Raw genomic sequence first — 15520 nt, 5'->3', positions numbered from 1 at the left:
GCCCGCTCCCACAATTGTAAGCACAACTTACGATTTGGGAGAGTCGAGAATGTCCGAGAGCCGCGAGGCCACTCCGACTGGCACGAGCGCGGAAAGGCAGGAGGAGCAACGGTCCTTGTCGCCTGCTATGCACTTGTCGAAGGGCTGCCTTTGCATCTAGGCAGCCGGAATTGACCGGATAATAAGCAGCCGGAATTGACCGGATAATAAAAGGACTGACTTGCGACAGCCTCCGTGGAAGCGGGTCGCGGCGATGTCTCGAGAGGAGTTCCATGACACAGTACCCAGCCCTCCACATGGTTATCGACGGCGAGAAGGTTTCCGGCGGGGGGCGGCGCACATTCGATGTCGTGAACCCCGTTACCGGCGAAACGCTGGCCGAACTGCCGCTGGCCGACAAGGCCGATCTCGACCGTGCGCTGGAAACCGCGCAGCGCGGCTACAGGATCTGGCGCTACACGCCGGCCGCGGAGCGAGCGAAAGTGCTGCACGGTGCGGCGGCCTTGATCCGCCAGCGCGCCGACGACCTTGCGCGCATTGCCACGATGGAAGAGGGCAAGCCGGTGGGCGAGACGAAGATCGAATGCATGGCCTCTGCCGGATGGTTCGATTTCGCCGCCGGTGAATGCCAGCGCCTCTACGGCCGCGAACTGGTGCGCCCGGTGGGGCAGCGCAGCGTCGTGCGGTGGGAGCCGGTCGGCCCCATTGCCGCTTTCGCGCCGTGGAACTTCCCCCTCGGCAATCCCAGCCGCAAGCTGGGCGCAGCCGTGGCGGCGGGTTGTTCGATCATCCTGAAAAGTGCGGAAGAAACCCCGGCCTCGGCGCTGGGCATCCTGCAATGTCTTTACGATGCGGGCCTGCCCAAGGAAGTGGCGCAGGCCGTGTTCGGCGTGCCCGACGAGGTAAGCAGCCACCTGCTCGCCAGCCCCATCATCAAGAAGCTCAGCTTCACCGGCTCTACGGTCGTCGGCAAGCATCTCGCCAAGCTGGCGGCGGATAACATGATCCGCACCACCATGGAGCTTGGCGGTCACGGCCCGGTGCTGGTGTTCGACGATGCCGACGTGGACACGGTGCTCGCCACCGCCGCTCCGGGCAAGACCCGCAACGCCGGGCAGGTGTGCGTGTCCCCCACGCGCTTCATCGTGCAGGAAAACGTGTTCGAAAAGTTCCGTGACGGCATGGCGGAGCGTCTGGCCGCCACCGTCGTCGGCGATGGCCTGAAGGACGGCACGCAGATGGGCCCGATGGCCAATCCGCGCCGCCCCGATGCGATGGAAAAATTCGTCGCCAACGCGAAAGACAAGGGCGCGCGCGTCAACACCGGCGGCGAACGCATCGGCAACCAGGGCTATTTCTTCCAGCCGACCGTGCTGAGCGAAATCCCGCTGGATGCCGAAGTGATGAACGAGGAGCCGTTCGGCCCGCTCGCCCTCATCAATCCCTACAAGTCCGAGGACGACATGATCGCAGAGGCGAACCGCCTGCCCTATGGCCTGGCGGGCTATGCCTGGACAAACGACGTGAAGCGCCAGCGCCGCCTGGCCGACGAAGTGGAAGTCGGCATGATGGGGATCAACACGCACATGATCGCTGGGCCTGACGCGCCGTTCCAGGGTGTCCAGTGGTCCGGCCACGGCAGCGAGGACGGTCCCGAGGGCGTGAAGGCCTGCATGGTCGTGAAAGCGGTCCACGAAGGTTGATCGCGCGGGGCCGAATGCTGAAACGCGCTTGATGGGAGAGGATGGCGCATGACGAGTGAACTGAAAACCGGCGGCCAGCACGGCTACCTGCGGATTGCGACCGAGGAGGCATTCGCCACCGAGGAGCAGATGGAAGCAATCCTGCGGCTGGTGAAGGAAGGCCGCGCCGACAAGGGCACGGTTTCGCTGTGGGGTTTCTACGGCACCAGCCCAAGCGAGCGGACCACCTTCATCCGTGAGCGGCTGCTTGATCTTGGCGACCTGCGCCTCGCCGCGATGGACGAGGCCGGGATCGACAAGGCCGTGCTGGCGCTTACCAGCCCCGGCACGCAATCCCTGCACGACGCCGAGGAAGGCAGGGGTATCGCATCGCGCGCCAACGATCGCCTCGCCGCCGCCTGCGAGAAGCATCCGGACCGTTTCATCGGCATGACCGCGATCTGCCCGCAGGACGCCGAATGGTCCGCACAGGAACTGAAGCGCGGCAAGGAAGAGCTGGGCTTCGTCGGCGTGCAGGTGAACAGTCACACACATGGCCATTACCTCGACGAAGAGCAGTTCGACCCCATCCTGCGCGCCTGCGCCGACATGGACATCCCGCTCTACATCCACCCGCAGGGCCCGCCCGACGAGATGATCGGCGGCATGGTGGACGCAGGGCTGGAAGGCGCGATCTTCGGCTTCGCGATGGAAACCAGCTACCACGCGCTGCGCATCCTGACGACGGGCGTGTTCGACCGCTATCCTTCTCTGAAGCTGGTGCTGGGCCACGGCTGCGAGGGCCTGCCGTTCTGGATCGACCGCTTCAATTACATGTTCAACGCCGGCGTCCGCTCGCAGCGGTACGACAGGCTGAAGCCGCTGCAGCACAGCCTGCACCACTACCTGCGGAACAACGTCTGGGGCACGAACTCCGGCCTGCCCAGCCCGGCCAGCATCAAGTTGATGATGGAAGTGATGGGCGAGGACCGCGTGCTCTACGCGATGGACTATCCCTACCAGTACGTGCCCGATGAAGTGCGGCTGCTGGACGCGATGGACATTTCGCAGGAACAGAAGGTCAAGTTCTTCCAGACCAATGCAGAGAAGCTGTTCGGCCTGTGAGCGATAGCCCTTCGACGACGCCGCCTGCGGCAGGTTCGGCCCCCGGCGTTCCGCTTTCGCCTGCCGCGCCAGGAGAAGCCAAGGCCGACAACCGCATCAGCCGCTATGGCTGGCATGCGATCATCCTGATGTCGTCCGCCCAGATGATGAGCCTGCTCGACCGGCAGATCCTCTCCATCCTGGCAAACGATATCCGCAACGACCTGGGCATCGGCGATGCCGAGATGGGGCTGCTCTACGGCACTGTCTTTGCGCTGTTCTATGCCCTGTTCTCGCTCCCGCTGGGGCGTCTGGTGGACGGCTGGACACGCACGAAGCTGCTGGCAATCTGCCTTGCCGGGTGGAGTTTCTTCGCAGGGCTCGCCGCCTTTGCCCAGGGGTTCACCCTGCTCGCCATTTCCCGCCTCGGCGTGGGCGTGGGCGAGGCAGCGACGCAGCCTGCGGCCAATTCCATCCTGTTCGATTCGCTGCCCAAGAGCCGGCGCGGCCTTGCCATGGGCGGTCTCGGGGTGGGCCTTGCCTTGGGACTCGGCCTTTCCATGGCGCTGGGCGGGATTGCCGCCGAGTGGTGGGATCTGCGCTATGCCGATGGCGGCGCGCCGCTGGGCTTTCGCGGCTGGCAGTTCGCTTTCATCGTCGCCGCCCTGCCCGGCTTCCCGCTGGCATGGCTGATCTACAAGCTTCGCGAGCCCGAACGCGGGGCGATGGACGGCATCGCCACGAAGAAGGATCCCGCTCCCTTCCGCGCCAGTGCAGGGGTGCTGGGTGCCGTCACGCCGGGCACCAACTGGATGAACCTGTGGCGCCGCGATGCGGGGGCGCGGCAGTGGGCAATAAACCTGATTGGGCTGGCCGTAATTCTCGGCTTCTGCGCGCTCATGGTGAACCTCACCTCCACCTATTCGCCGCGCCCGGCTCTGGATTTCGGTGCCGTCTCGCTCAGCCCGCACGTGCTCCAGTGGGGCGTATTCGGCTTCGGCGCATTCGTGGTGCTCAACCTGTTCCAGAATTTCCGTCTTACCGACAAGCCGACATTCAACGTGGTGCTCAATCCCTCGCTGCTGATGATCATGGTGCTGGGCGGCCTGCAGACCGCCATCAACTACGGTGTAATGTTTGCCAGCCCGCAGATCCTCATCCGCCAGTTCGGCCTGTCGATGGCCGACGTCGGCCTCCAGTTCGGTCTGCTTTCTGCCCTGCTCGCAACAATCGGCGCGCTGGTTGCAGGCCCGCTGGCGGACTGGCTGCATGCAAGAATGGGAGCCAAGGGAATGATCATCCTGGTCATCCTGTCGCTGGGCATCTCGCCATTCTTCGGCATCTGGACGTACAGCGCCGAAACGCTGACCGAGTTTTACGTGCGCTACACGATCTACTCGCTGATCCTCACGCTGTGGCTGCCGCCCACCTACACCTTGCTGCTGGGCCTCGCCCTGCCGCGGATGCGCGGGATCATCTTCTCCACCTACCTCGTCATCATGACATTGCTGGGCCAGGGCCTCGGCCCCTATTTCGTGGGAATCATTTCGGATCAGAACGGCGGCGACCTGGCGCAGGCGCTTATCACGCTCAACCTCGTCTGTCCGTTCATCGTGGTGCTGCTGCTGATCGTGCTGTCGCGGTACAAGAAAGACGAAGCAGGCATGCTCGACCGCGCACGGCGCGGCGGCGAGGAGGTTTGACAACAAGATGACAACGGTGCGTGAAGCTTCGTTCGCGGTGTTCGAGCATTTCGGCGTGGATCGCCTGTTCGGCAACCCGGGGTCTACCGAATTGCCCATGCTGAAGGGGATGCCGTTCCCTTACGTCATGGGCCTCAACGAAGCGGTGGTGATGGGCATGGCCGATGGCTACGCCCGCGCATCGCGCAAGCCCGCTCTCGTCAACCTTCACAGCGCGGCGGGCACCGGGCATTCGCTGGGTAACCTGTTCACCGCGTGGAAGAACAATGCGCCCATCGTGGTGACGGCGGGTCAGCAGGCGCGCTCCATCCTCCCTTTCGACCCGTTCCTCTATGCCGAGCGGCCGAGCGAATTCCCGCGTCCCTACGTCAAGTTCGCGATCGAACCCGCCCGCGCCGAGGACGTGCCGCTGGCCCTGATCCGCGCCTTCATCACCGCGCTCACCCCGCCGATGGGTCCGGTCTTCGTGTCCATCCCCGTGGACGACTGGGAGCGGGAATGCGAAATGCCCGGCCTGCCGGATGTCGATGCCGTCACAGTGCCATCCGCCACCGGCATCGATCGGCTCTCCGCGATGCTGGACGCAGCGGAACGCCCCGCACTGGTGCTGGGCACCGGCGTCGCCAATGCGGGTGGCTGGAAAAGCGCCATCGCGCTGGCGGAGAAGGCCGGGTGCGCCGTCTTTGCCGCGCCCTACGCCGCGCGCGAGACCTTTCCCGAGGATCACCCGCAGTTCGCCGGCTTCCTCAACGCCTGGCGAGACCAGATCCGCGACGCGCTCGATCCCTTCGATGCCGTCCTCGTGGCAGGCGCCCCGGTCTTCACCTATCACGTCGAGGGCAGCGGGCCGCACTGGCCGCCCCATGCGAAGCTGATGGCACTGTCCGACGATCCGCAACACCTTGCCAACCTGCCCGGCGGCGGCGGCGTTCTGGGCGACGTGGACGACGGGCTGGCCCTGCTGACGGAGCGAACCAACAAGCGGGACTACACCGGCCCCACCCACCAGCTGATCGACCCGCCTGCGGAAATGACCGCGGCCTACGTGCTGAAACGCATTGCCGCATTGCGTCCGGCAGATGCAATCATCGTGGAAGAGTCGCCCACCGCGCGTGGCCCCGAACACGTTACCCTGCCGATCACGCGAGAGGGCGGCTTCTATTCGTGCGCCAGCGGTGGCCTCGGCTATTCACTGCCCGGCGCGCTCGGCGTGGCGATGGCGCAGGATGACAAGGTGATCGCCGTGCTGGGCGATGGTGCGGCCATGTATACGATCCAGGGCATGTTCACCGCGTTCCAGGAGAGGCTGCCGATCAGCTTCGTCATCATGAACAACTCGGCCTACGCCGCGCTTACAGGCTTTTCCGGCGAGTTCGGGATGAACCACGTGCCCGGCTGCGACCTTACCGGCCTCGATTTCGTGAAGATTGCCGAGGGGCACGGCGTCGCCGGTCGCCGGGTCGAAACGGTTGCAGATCTCGACGCGGCGCTGGAATGGAGCTTCGGGGCAAAGGAACCGACGCTGCTCGATCTGCGGATTGCCTGACGCGTTAGCGCGACGTTTAGGAAGTTGCCCCGCCGTTAACCGCGAAATTTTACTTGCCTAAGACCCTCTCACCCGAAACTTTTCGGCGTGTTTGTGCATTTAGGTGCTGCATTTCGTAGGAAATGTCTTAGCTTGTTGCTCACCCAGAATCGGGTAACCGCCGCAGTCGGGGGGGCTGCGACGCACTATTAGGGGGGATTAATTACATGGATAGCCAGGGACCGTCCCTCCTGCCGTCGCATCGCCTTATGCGGCCCGGTTCGACCATACAGGAGGTATAAATGCAGAATTCCCATTCGAAACCATTCGGCAAGTTGACAACCATGGCGCTTGGTGCGTCAAGCCTCGCAATTGCAACCATCGCAACTGTCGGCGCTTCCGCCACTCTTGCCAGCGCACAGGAAATTCCTGGCGACGATGGCTACGAGTGCATCCTGAATAACGATATCGCAGGTATTACCCTCGCCAATGCGACGGCCACCGGCGAAGATGCGCTGGCCTGCGGGGAGGATGCAGAAGCCAACGGTCCTTCCACCACCGCAGTGGGCGGCGAAAGTGAAGCCACCGGTCCGGGTGCCACCGCCTACGGCTGGCAGGCTGAAGCTACGGCAGAACGCGCAACCGCGCTGGGCCACCTGGCCACCGCACAGGGCGTTCGTTCGCTGGCCATCGGCGAGAATGCCGACGCGCAGACCGATTTCTCGACCGCCATCGGCAATGAATCGATCGCCAACGGCATCGGTGCCACCACCACGGGCTCACTGTCGTCCGCAACCGGCGACTACTCGACGGCTTACGGCGAGCAGGCCAGCGCGGACGGCGAGCGCGCCACCGCGATCGGCAACCGTTCCTCAGCCGTCGATTTCGGCGCGACCGCCGTGGGCTTCCGCGCCCAGGCCCGCACCGAAGAAACAACCGCTATCGGCCGCGATGCCACCGCCAACGATCTTGAATCGACCGCGATCGGCAGCACCAGCGAAGCTTTCGGCGTGCAGTCCACAGCCATCGGTTCGCAGGCCTCCGCCAGCGGCATCGGCGCAACCGCCACCGGTGCCGAAGCAGAAGCAGTCGGCGATTACTCGTCCGCCTATGGTCAGCAGGCCAGCGCGCTGGGCGAACGCACCACTGCCCTTGGCAACCGTTCGTCCGCCGAAGGCTTTGGCGCAACGGCTGTTGGCTTCCGCGCCCAGGCCCGTGACGAAGATGCACTGGCCGTGGGCCGCGATGCCACGGCCAACGATGTCCAATCCGTCTCCATCGGCAACGACAGCGCTGCCTTCGGCGTGCAGTCCACCGCCATCGGTTCGCTGGCAGCCGCAAGTGGTATCGGCGCAACCGCAACCGGTGCCGAAGCAGAAGCAGTCGGCGATTATTCCTCTGCATATGGCCAGCAGGCCAGCGCGCTGGGCGATCGCACCACTGCCCTCGGCAACCGTTCGTCTGCTGAAGGCTTCGGTGCAACGGCTCTGGGCTTCCGCGCCCAGGCCCGCGAGGAAGATTCGCTGGCCATCGGCCGCGATGCCACGGCCGACGGTGTCGAATCGATCGCTATCGGCAACGACAGCTTCGCCTTCCAGCAGGGTGCAGTCGCAACCGGTTTCGCAGCCAACGCCAATGGCTTCGCTTCGGTAGCAACCGGCTATGCTGCCGAAGCTGCCGGAGACGCCAGCATCGCCATCGGTAACAACAGCGTTGCAGACGGCGTGGACGCCATCGCCATCGGCGGTGACGATGCCGGTACCGGTGCGCAGGCACTGGGCAATTCGACCACCGCGATCGGCGGCGAAGCACTGGCTCAGGGACCGGGTGCCACGGCATTCGGCTGGCGTTCGTCCGCAAGTGCCGAACGCGCGACCGCTCTCGGCCACCTCGCTACCGCTTCCGGCGTCCGTTCGGTATCGGTTGGTGAAGCCGCGCTGGCTTCAGCGGACGGTGCCGTGTCGATCGGTAACCTCGCGGTCGCTTCCGGCGTCGATGCAGTTGCCATCGGCAACGGCGCAACGGCAGCATTCGCCGGTTCCACCGCTCTCGGCGTTGGCGCAACCGCCACGGCCGCAAACCAGGTCGCCCTCGGCGGCACGGGCAGCGCGGTGCGTATCGGTGACATCGCTGCCAGCACGGCTGCACAGGCCGACGCGGGGGAAGTGATGACGGTCGATGCCAACGGCGTCGTGGGTGTCGATACGACCATCCGCCAGAGCATCGCTGCAAATACTGTTGCGATCCAGAACCTGTCCGTGAACTCGGACTTGATTGCCGCCAACACGGCCAATATCGCCTCCAACGCGGCAGCCATCGCCGATCTGCAGGGCCAGACGGCTACGCTGTTCGACCTCACGTCCCAGAACGCCAAGGGCGTTCGGGAAGCGAACGAAGGCGTTGCCATGGCGCTGTCGATGGAATCGCCGGTTCTCATGCCGACCGATAGCTTCGGCGTCGCCGGCGGCTTCGGCTACTACAACAACCGCGTTGCCGGTTCGGCCAGCTTTGCTGCCCGCATCAACGACAATGCAGCCTTCACCGGCGGACTCGGCATCGGCTTCGACGAAGGCGAAGTCGGCGCGCGCGCCGGTTTCCAGGTTACCTGGTAAGGAAATCCGGCCACGCGCCGGAGTTCTCGAAACGCAAAAAGGGGGGCGGCTCGCGAGGGCCGCCCCTTTTCCATGGGGGAGGAAGAGAACGGCGCGGGAATTGCTCCCACGCAGGCTAACCTTCCTGCCACTTCCAAGCGAAGTCAGGTCACCCGCCACACCCAGAGCTTGATCGAGTTTGCATAACGGGCCCCGCTGCACACGAAGATGGAGCGGTTGAGCCAGTCGTATTTCCCCTCGGGCGCGATGAATTCTGGCACGGTGCGGAAATAGTATTCGCTGGGATCGACATCTTCTCCCGCAACGAGGCGACGCATCACCTCCACCGGCCCGTGGCGCAGCCCGCGATTGCGAATCTGGATCAGTGCGCCGTCGTCGGTCTCGATGGCATAGAGCGCATCCGCCACCGTCACCCCGTCGGAGCGGGTGAGCTGCCAGTCGGCGGAATTGCCCATCAGCTTACCCGATATCTTCGGGCCCTTCACATATCCGCCCGACAGTATCGGAATGATGCGACGTGTACCGTCGTAAGTTTCGCCGATCTGGCGCGGCTCCTCCAGCTCTCCACTGGCCTCGTAGACAAATTCCAGTCCGGGTTCGATCATCGGCGTCTCCTCTTCCTTCGCCCCTGTTCCGTCCAGCGGTGCAAAACGTCAACCAGTGTGCGCTAATACATGGCGATGACCGCTACGATTTTGCCAAGGGGCATTGCAATAGACGACCCGCGCCCGGTTGCGGCGGCGAACCCCTATACCTTTTTCCTTCCCCATTCCGACGAGCTGGCGGCGCTGAAACCGCTGGATGGCGTCCAGATCATCTTCCGCCAGACGGAAGGCGAGCCTGAATATTCCGCGGAACGCATGTGGGTGCTGATCGGGAGTGTCGACGATGGAATGGTCACCGGCACGCTCGACAGCCAGCCCGCCGGCATGAGCCTGATCCGCGAAGGCGACCGTGTCCGCGTGCCGCTCACCCATGCTATCGGCACGGCGTTCCACAAGGACAACCCCAGACCCACGGTGCCCGAGCCGCGAGAGTACTGGGACCGGTGCTTCGTCGACGATTGCGTGCTGCGCGGGCGCAGCCATGCCGACTATCTTTACCGGGAAGATCCGGACATGACGCAGGAGGGCGATCGCTATCCCGACAGCGGATGGCGAATCCGCGGAACGGACGAAGGCATCGCGCAGGACGAACGGGACGGCGCCAAGCCACATTACATTGCCCTTGGTTCGGTGCTCAATGCCGACGACCGCTGGCTCCACCTGCTGGATTCGCCCATCGGCACGGCCTTCCAGTGGGACGCGGATACGCAGAATTACATCGTCCTGGATTAGCTCCGCCGTCATCCACGCGGCTTACTTACATCGAAGTATTCGCCACCTGCGCGAAGTAATGCCCCACCACGTCGTCCAGTTCGGCACCGGGCGGATAGTGGCTCAGCTTCACGATAACCGTGCGGCTTTGCGGGTGGACATAAATGTATTGCCCCGCAAGACCGACGGCCGAGTACGCGCCCGGCTCCTTTCCCAGCTGCCAGGTCTGGAAGCCGTAGCCGGGAAGCGGGCTGTCGGGATCGAGCGGGCGCATCGCCGTCATCTGAGCGACCCAGCCTTCGGGAAGGAGGCGCTCTCCGTTCGAGAGGCCATCGTCCAGCATCAGTTGCCCGAGACGGGCGAAATCGCGCAGCGTGGCGTTGAAGCCCATTCCGGCGAGAGCGCGTCCGGTGCCCTGCGGCCCGTCGGCCAGCCAGAAAGCCTCGTGCGCCGCGCCAAGCGGCTCCCACAAACGCTCGGCAGTCAGTTGCTCCAGCGGCGTGCCTGTCGCCTCTTCCAGAATGCGGCCAAGCACGGCGGTGTCGAGCGTTGCGTAGTTGAAGCCGCTGCCCGGCTCCTCCCGCCGCCCGACCGCGATGCCGAAATCTGCGAAGCGGGCGCGGTTCAGGACGATGGCAGTATCGTGGATGCAGGCGGCGAGGCTGGGGTTTTCGCCGAAGTCGTAGCGCTCCTCGATATCGACGCCGCTGCGCATCTCCAGCAGATTGCGGATCGTCACGCCGTCATATCCGCCGCCTTCCAGCGCAGGCCAGTAACGTGTCGCCGGATCATCCAGCGAGGCTATCTCGCCGCGCCCAAGGGCCTGCCCTACCAGCAGGGCGACGATCGTCTTCGACATGGAGAATCCGCTATGGCGTTCATCCGGAGAGAAGCGGTTGCGGTAGTCCTCGAAAACGATCGCCCCGTCGCGCATCACTAGCATGGCGTCGGTGTGGGTCGCATGGGCGAAGGCAGCGTAGTCGCCGGGCATCACGAAACCCTCTGCCTCCGGCAAGTCGGTCGACTCTGCGGCGGCGTTCACCAAGCGGTGGGCGAAGACCTCGTCCACCTCTCGAAAGGTGAAGGAATTGACTGCGGGATTGAGCAGTTCGCGGCGCATGGCGATGGTGGCCGGTGAAGGGTCGCGAAAGGCCAGCGAGGGCCCGGTCTCGATATCATCGAGCGGCGCGAGGCCCCGGCACCCCTCCGCTACGTCCCACGCCCGCCAGTCCTCGTCCTGCGCGAAGGCGGGCGCCGAGGTCGCCACCAAAGTCAGTCCCGCCAGGCAGGACAACACCTTGCAATCTATCATCACTTTCCTCCCCCCGGGTCAGGCCGCTTCGGGCACTTTCAGTCCGATATCCTGGCTGCGGGCAAAATTGCCGTGCAGGCCGAAGCGCAGGCGGATCGGCACGTTGATCGTGGCGACGGGGCCTTTCTCGATATCGAGCGCGTCGAACACCAGCAGGTCGCTGCGGTGTTCGGCCAGGCGGTTGCAGACCATGACGATCCAGCCGTCGCCTTCGGGCGCGTCCTTGCTGCGCGGGATGAAGCAGGGTTCCTGCAAGGTGCTGGTCTCCCCTGCCCACCAATGCTGTTCCTTTCCGGTTTCCATGTCCTTCAAGAACAGGCAGTTCATCGGCGCGCCGCTGGCGCTGCCGCCCGGCAGGTTCAGCGGGCGAGCCATGTCGATTTCCAGGCCCCAGGTGTAGCGGTTCTTGCGCCCGGTGAAGCGATCATCGATCCGCGGGAATTCGCTGAAGGTATCGCTCAGCCTGTTGATTTCGGCGAATTCGTCGCCGTTGCTGGACAGGTCCACCACCCATTCGGTGAGGTGCGTCACCGATTCCTGCGGGTTGAACGGCGCGCCGTGGATGTCGGGGAAGAAGGGGAAGAAGTTGTTCTTCGATTCCGGCGTCACGAAATGGATCTTCGTCCCGTCCTGCCAGGCGTTCATGGTGTGGCTGGCGAAGCAGTTGTCGCGCTTGAACCAGCGGATGTCGTCGTTCTTCAGCCCTTCGCGGCGCGGGATGATGCCGAGGTAGACCGGCTTGGTCGTGTCGAACATGAAGGCGGGCTTGCCTTCCTCGAGCTGCTCCCAGCTGCCGATGCTGGGCACGATATGCAGCACCAGATAATCCGGCGTGATCGCGAAGTCGTGCATCATGCAGTAATAGGGCACCTTGAACCATTCCTCGCGCACGAGTTCACCCTCCGGGCTGATCTCGTAATAGGTCACGTCGTCGGTGTGCATGCCGCTGGCGGCGTAGCCGATGGCGACCATGTTGCCGCTGTCGGGGTCGAGCTTGGGGTGCGCGGTAAAAGTCTCGCCGGTCATCTTGCCGCCGAACTTTTCGTAACCGACCGTTTCCATCGTCGCAGGGTCCATCACCAGCGCGGGCGAATCTTCCTTCAGCGCCCACAGCTTGCCGCCGTAGAGCCAGGCATTGGTGTTGGCCGTGCCGCGAATTTTGCCCTTCACGCTTTCATCGTCGGTAAGCGGGTTGCGGTAGGCGCCGAACAGCGCCTTGCCCGCCTCGTTCTCCAGCTTCCACTTGTCGGTCTGCGCCCAGCGCTGGCGGAAATCGCACTGTCCGTCGTGGAAGTGAAAGCGAGTGATCATGCCATCGCCGTTGAAGGAGATGTCGTCCCCCAGTCGCGGGGGGAATTGCGGGTCTGGCTGCACGCGGAAGAACGCGCCGTCGAGTTCGGGCGGGATTTCGCCCGTATGCTGCAGGTTCGCGATATCGGCCTCGATCCGGCTGGGGGTATTGAAGCCAGTGTAGTTCGGGGTATCGGGGAATTGCGCCATTTTCAGTCCTCTCCTTGCGGAAGATTGTATGCTTTACTAACAAAACCGCAAGCAAGACGAGAGCAGGACCTTGGCCCAATCCGCATTGACCGAAGACAATTCCGATACCGACGCGCCCGAATTCGGCGAGCTGGACGGCATCGTGGGCTTTCACATCCGGCTGGCGCACGGCGCAGTCTATCGCCATTTTACCGAGACGTTTGCCGCACTGGGGCTGACCCAGAAACAGGTCAGCGTGCTGTGGCTGATCGGTTCGAATCCGGCTGTGTCCCAGATCGAGCTGGGCAGTCGCCTGCGCATGGACCGGGCCACCACCATGACCATCGTCAACCGCCTGCAGGAGCGCGGATACCTGCGGCGGGAGAAAAGCAGCAGCGACGGACGCAAGCAGTCGCTCCACCTCACGGACGACGGCGAGGAGGCGCTGGAGCAGGCGAAACGATGCATCGAAGAGCATGAAGCATGGCTGAAAAGCCGCTTCACGTCGGACGAAGTCGAGAAATTGGTGGAAATGCTCAGCAGAATCCACGAATAGGGGCTTTCCCAGGGAGAGGACAAAGTCAATTATGGCCGGACCGTCAGGCGGGGCTGCAAACCCCATTACCGTAATTAACGACACCGAAATGCACTGGCGCCAATGGGCGGTCGTGGTGCTGATGGTGCTGCTCAACGCGCTCGACGGGTTCGATGTGCTTTCCAGCGCATTTGCCGCGCCGGGCATTACCGCTGACTGGGGCATTCCCCGCAGCGAGCTCGGCATCGTGCTTTCGGCAGAGCTGGTGGGCATGGGATTCGGCTCCGTCCTGCTGGGCGGCGCGGCCGACAAGTTCGGGCGCAAGAACACCATGATCGCCTGCCTTGTCGCGATGGCGGGGGGCATGTGGATGGCAGGCCATGCCAATGGCGTTGGCGACATGTTCGTCTACCGCTTCATCACCGGCATCGGCATCGGCGGCATGCTGGCCGCCACCAATGCGGTGACGGCGGAGAGCACCAACAACAAGTGGCGCAAGGCCTGTATCGCCGTCTACGTTGCCGGTTATCCGCTGGGTGCGATCCTGGGCGGCATTGCGGCTTCGGAATGGCTGCTGGACACCTACGGCTGGCGCGGGGTCTTCGATTTCGGTGCCATCGTCACGGCGGCCCTTATCCCCGTGGTGCTGCTGGTCGTGCCCGAAACCGCCGCCTACCATGCCAGCAAGGACAACCTGGATGGCGTGAACAAGACACTGGGCGCGTTCGGCAAGCCGGCGATCGGTTCGCTGCCCGCATCGGCCGCCGACAAGGAAAAGCCCAAGGTCACCGATATCCTGTCGAACCCACAGCTTCGCCCGGTCACGCTGCTGCTGGCCTTCGGCTACATGTTCCACACCGTCACCTTCTACTACATCCTGAAGTTCGCCGTGCAGATCGTGGCCGACTATCCGCCGGGCTACGACCCCAGCGATGCGGCGACCGTGCTGACGTGGGCGAACGTAGGCGGTTTCCTCGGCTCCGCGCTGTTCGGTTTCGTGATGGCGCGCTTCGGCATGAAATGGCCGACTGCGCTGATGTTGCTGATCGGCAGCGTCATGGTCGTCTCGTTCGGCATGGGCCGCGAGACGCTGGACGGCTGGCAGTGGGCAACGATCCTGACCGGCTTCTTCACCAACGCAGCGATCAGCGGGTACTACGCCGCCTTCGCGCGCGGCTTCCCCGCCTACGCCCGCGCCACCGGCACCGGCTTCGTGCTGGGGGTCGGGCGTTTGGGTGCAGCGGGCAGTCCGCTGCTGGCAGGCGCGTTGTTTGCCTGGCTGGGCGACGATGAACTGCTGGTAGTCTCGATCATCATGGCGATGGGTTCGATCCTCTCGCTGATCCTGTTCCTCATGTTGCCCGAGCGCGAAGGCGACGACCTCGTCGCCGCAACGCCGGTGACAACCGACAAGATTCCGACAAAGGATACTGCATAATGAAAACCCGTGCCGCCGTAGCTTTCGAAGCCAAGAAGCCTCTCGAGATCGTCGAGCTTGACCTCGAAGGCCCGAAAGAGGGCGAAGTGCTGGTCGAGATCATGGCGACCGGCATCTGCCACACCGATGCCTACACGCTGGACGGGCATGACAGCGAGGGCATCTTCCCCTCGGTGCTGGGCCATGAAGGCGCAGGTATCGTGCGCGAGGTCGGCCCCGGCGTTACCAGCGTGAAGCCGGACGATCACGTGATCCCGCTCTACACGCCGGAATGCCGCCAGTGTAAGTCATGCCTTTCGGGCAAGACCAACCTGTGCACCGCGATCCGCGCAACCCAGGGCAAGGGCCTGATGCCCGATGGCACCACGCGCTTCTCCTACCAAGGCAAGCCGATCTACCACTACATGGGCTGCTCCACCTTTTCGAACTTCACCGTGCTGCCGGAAATCGCGGTTGCGAAGATCCGCGAGGACGCACCGTTCCAGACCAGCTGCTACATCGGCTGCGGCGTGACCACGGGCGTTGGCGCTGTCACCAACACCGCCAAGGTGCAGGTGGGCGATAACGTGGTGGTCTTCGGCCTCGGCGGGATCGGCCTCAACGTGATCCAGGGCGCGCGCCTTGCCGGGGCGAACCAGATCATCGGCGTCGACATCAACCCCGACCGCGAGGAATGGGGCCGCAAGTTCGGCATGACCGACTTCCTCAATACGAAGGGCATGAGCCGCGAGGACATCGTCGCCAAGATCGTCGAGATGACCGACGGCGGCGCGGACTACACCTTCGATGCCACCGGCAACACCGAAGTGATGCG

12 protein-coding genes are annotated in these 15520 nt (G+C 64.0%); 9 read left to right on the top strand and 3 right to left on the bottom strand.

All coding sequences use genetic code 11. The features are described from left to right. Positions 1–272: 272 nt before the first annotated feature. The 5 genes from D4Q51_RS09335 to D4Q51_RS09315 all read left to right on the top strand — a co-directional run bounded on the left by D4Q51_RS09335 (position 273) and on the right by D4Q51_RS09315 (position 8626). The gene (locus D4Q51_RS09335; protein ID WP_120077507.1) at positions 273–1703 is read left to right on the top strand and encodes an NAD-dependent succinate-semialdehyde dehydrogenase; all 1431 of its coding nucleotides are present in this window, start codon (positions 273–275) and stop codon (positions 1701–1703) included. Positions 1704–1751: 48 nt separating this feature from the next. After that, positions 1752–2807 carry an amidohydrolase family protein gene (locus D4Q51_RS09330; RefSeq protein WP_120077506.1) on the top strand — a complete coding sequence of 352 codons (1056 nt, stop codon included), beginning with the start codon at positions 1752–1754 and terminating at the stop codon, positions 2805–2807. Then, positions 2804–4489, top strand: a complete 1686-nt coding sequence (locus D4Q51_RS09325; protein ID WP_240624659.1) for an MFS transporter — start codon at positions 2804–2806, stop codon at positions 4487–4489. The genes D4Q51_RS09330 and D4Q51_RS09325 overlap by 4 nt, the downstream gene beginning before the upstream one ends. Before the next feature lie 7 nt (positions 4490–4496). Then, positions 4497–6035, top strand: coding sequence for a benzoylformate decarboxylase (mdlC, locus tag D4Q51_RS09320; RefSeq protein ID WP_120077505.1), 1539 nt, complete (start codon positions 4497–4499; stop codon positions 6033–6035). Between the two features lie 281 nt (positions 6036–6316). Then, positions 6317–8626 (top strand): YadA-like family protein, encoded by a 2310-nt coding sequence (locus tag D4Q51_RS09315; protein WP_120077504.1) that lies wholly within the window; start codon positions 6317–6319, stop codon positions 8624–8626. A 143-nt stretch (positions 8627–8769) separates the two neighbouring features. Here D4Q51_RS09315 and D4Q51_RS09310 read toward each other — a convergent pair whose 3' ends face one another. Continuing rightward, positions 8770–9231 carry a DUF3237 domain-containing protein gene (locus D4Q51_RS09310; protein ID WP_120077503.1) on the bottom strand — a complete coding sequence of 154 codons (462 nt, stop codon included), beginning with the start codon at positions 9229–9231 and terminating at the stop codon, positions 8770–8772. 75 nt (positions 9232–9306) lie between these two features. Here D4Q51_RS09310 and D4Q51_RS09305 point away from each other — a divergent pair, with 75 nt between their 5' ends. Further along, positions 9307–9963 (top strand): immunity protein Imm33 domain-containing protein, encoded by a 657-nt coding sequence (locus D4Q51_RS09305; protein WP_162925276.1) that lies wholly within the window; start codon positions 9307–9309, stop codon positions 9961–9963. A 25-nt stretch (positions 9964–9988) separates the two neighbouring features. Here the strand turns inward: D4Q51_RS09305 and D4Q51_RS09300 are convergent, their stop codons facing one another. Next, positions 9989–10876, bottom strand: a complete 888-nt coding sequence (locus D4Q51_RS09300; protein WP_420807540.1) for a serine hydrolase domain-containing protein — start codon at positions 10874–10876, stop codon at positions 9989–9991. A 396-nt stretch (positions 10877–11272) separates the two neighbouring features. Further along, positions 11273–12754 (bottom strand): lignostilbene-alpha,beta-dioxygenase, encoded by a 1482-nt coding sequence (locus D4Q51_RS09295; RefSeq protein ID WP_120077500.1) that lies wholly within the window; start codon positions 12752–12754, stop codon positions 11273–11275. A gap of 85 nt (positions 12755–12839) precedes the next feature. Between D4Q51_RS09295 and D4Q51_RS09290 the strand changes: the two genes are divergently transcribed. The 3 genes from D4Q51_RS09290 to D4Q51_RS09280 form a co-directional block, all read left to right on the top strand. Continuing rightward, positions 12840–13289, top strand: coding sequence for a Saro_0803 family transcriptional regulator (locus tag D4Q51_RS09290; protein WP_240624658.1), 450 nt, complete (start codon positions 12840–12842; stop codon positions 13287–13289). 31 nt (positions 13290–13320) lie between these two features. Continuing rightward, positions 13321–14706, top strand: coding sequence for an MFS transporter (locus D4Q51_RS09285; protein WP_205689480.1), 1386 nt, complete (start codon positions 13321–13323; stop codon positions 14704–14706). Then, positions 14706–15520 (top strand): alcohol dehydrogenase catalytic domain-containing protein (locus D4Q51_RS09280; RefSeq protein WP_120076090.1); only part of this gene is annotated, 815 nt, incomplete at its 3' end. The genes D4Q51_RS09285 and D4Q51_RS09280, both read left to right, overlap by 1 nt.

Source organism: Aurantiacibacter odishensis (assembly GCF_003605195.1).
Taxonomy (GTDB): Bacteria; Pseudomonadota; Alphaproteobacteria; order Sphingomonadales; family Sphingomonadaceae; genus Alteraurantiacibacter; species Alteraurantiacibacter odishensis.
Note: the sequence above shows the minus strand (reverse complement) of the source record. Positions and strands in the feature narration are given on the sequence as shown.

Coding starts and splice junctions, on each gene's coding strand:
- D4Q51_RS09295 (WP_120077500.1), bottom strand. CDS start 12,754: ATGGCGCAATTCCCCGATACCCCGAACTACACTGGCTTCAATACCCCC.
- D4Q51_RS09305 (WP_162925276.1), top strand. CDS start 9,307: ATGACCGCTACGATTTTGCCAAGGGGCATTGCAATAGACGACCCGCGC.
- mdlC (WP_120077505.1), top strand. CDS start 4,497: ATGACAACGGTGCGTGAAGCTTCGTTCGCGGTGTTCGAGCATTTCGGC.
- D4Q51_RS09310 (WP_120077503.1), bottom strand. CDS start 9,231: ATGATCGAACCCGGACTGGAATTTGTCTACGAGGCCAGTGGAGAGCTG.
- D4Q51_RS09300 (WP_420807540.1), bottom strand. CDS start 10,876: ATGCGCGACGGGGCGATCGTTTTCGAGGACTACCGCAACCGCTTCTCT.
- D4Q51_RS09315 (WP_120077504.1), top strand. CDS start 6,317: ATGCAGAATTCCCATTCGAAACCATTCGGCAAGTTGACAACCATGGCG.
- D4Q51_RS09335 (WP_120077507.1), top strand. CDS start 273: ATGACACAGTACCCAGCCCTCCACATGGTTATCGACGGCGAGAAGGTT.
- D4Q51_RS09285 (WP_205689480.1), top strand. CDS start 13,321: ATGGCCGGACCGTCAGGCGGGGCTGCAAACCCCATTACCGTAATTAAC.
- D4Q51_RS09330 (WP_120077506.1), top strand. CDS start 1,752: ATGACGAGTGAACTGAAAACCGGCGGCCAGCACGGCTACCTGCGGATT.